This is a genomic window from Sphingomonas sp. RS6 (assembly GCF_054489705.1).
In genome coordinates, this window is record NZ_JBTMWM010000022.1 from 1 (window position 1) to 1,191 (window position 1,191).

At 67.3% G+C, this 1,191-nt stretch carries 1 protein-coding gene; it reads left to right on the forward strand.

The genetic code is table 11. The annotated features are described in order from the left end of the window. Nucleotide 1 precedes the first annotated feature (1 nt). A partial coding sequence (locus tag ACX40Y_RS18180) for a UDP-glucose dehydrogenase family protein (RefSeq protein ID WP_459120983.1) occupies nt 2–1,191 on the forward strand: 1,190 nt, incomplete at its 3' end.

Below are 1,191 nucleotides of genomic sequence, written 5' to 3' on the forward strand. Positions count from 1 at the left end.
CGTGCGCATTGCCATGATCGGCACCGGTTATGTCGGACTCGTGTCCGGCGCCTGCTTTTCGGATTTCGGCCATGAGGTGGTCTGCGTCGACAAGGACGCTCGCAAGATCGAGCTGCTGCATCAGAATGTGATGCCGATCTATGAGCCGGGGCTCGACGCGCTGGTGGCGAGCAACGTCAAGGCCGGCCGCCTGTCCTTCACCACCGACCTGGCCGAGGGCGTGAAGGATGCCGACGCCGTGTTCATCGCGGTGGGCACGCCGAGCCGGCGCGGCGATGGCCATGCCGATCTCTCCTATGTCTTCGCCGCCGCGCGCGAGATTGCCGAGAACCTGACCAAGCCGAGCGTGATCGTCACCAAGTCGACCGTGCCGGTGGGCACCGGCGACGAGGTCGAGCGGATCATCGCCGAGGTCGCGCCGAACAGCGGCGCCAAGGTCGTGTCGAACCCCGAATTCCTGCGCGAAGGCGCGGCGATCGAGGACTTCAAGCGGCCCGACCGCGTCGTCGTCGGCACCGAGGACGAGTTCGCCCGTCAGGTGATGCGCGAGATCTACCGCCCGCTGTCGCTCAACCAGTCGGCCCCGGTGCTGTTCACCGGCCGTCGCACGAGCGAGCTGATCAAGTACGCCGCCAACGCCTTCCTCGCGGTGAAGATCACCTTCATCAACGAGATCGCGGACCTGTGCGAGCAGGTAGGCGCCGACGTGCAGGAAGTATCGCGCGGCATCGGCATGGACAACCGGATCGGCGGCAAGTTCCTCCACGCCGGCCCCGGCTATGGCGGCTCGTGCTTCCCCAAGGACACGCTGGCGCTGATGAAGACCGCCGCCGACAACGACACGCCGCTGCGCATCGTCGAGGCGACGGTGCAGGTGAACGACGCCCGCAAGCGCGCGATGGGCCGCAAGGTGATCAAGGCGATGGGCGGCGACGTGCGCGGCAAGACCGTCGGCATCCTGGGCCTCACCTTCAAGCCGAACACCGACGACATGCGCGACGCGCCCAGCCTGTCGATCATCGCGGCGCTGCAGGATGCGGGCGCGAGCGTGAAGGCCTATGACCCCGAGGGTGTCGAGCAGGCGAGCAAGCTGCTCAGCGACGTCGAGTTCGTCGAGAACCCCTATGCCGCCGCCGACGGCGCCGATGCGCTGGTGATCGTGACCGAGTGGGATGCGTTCCGCGCGCTCGA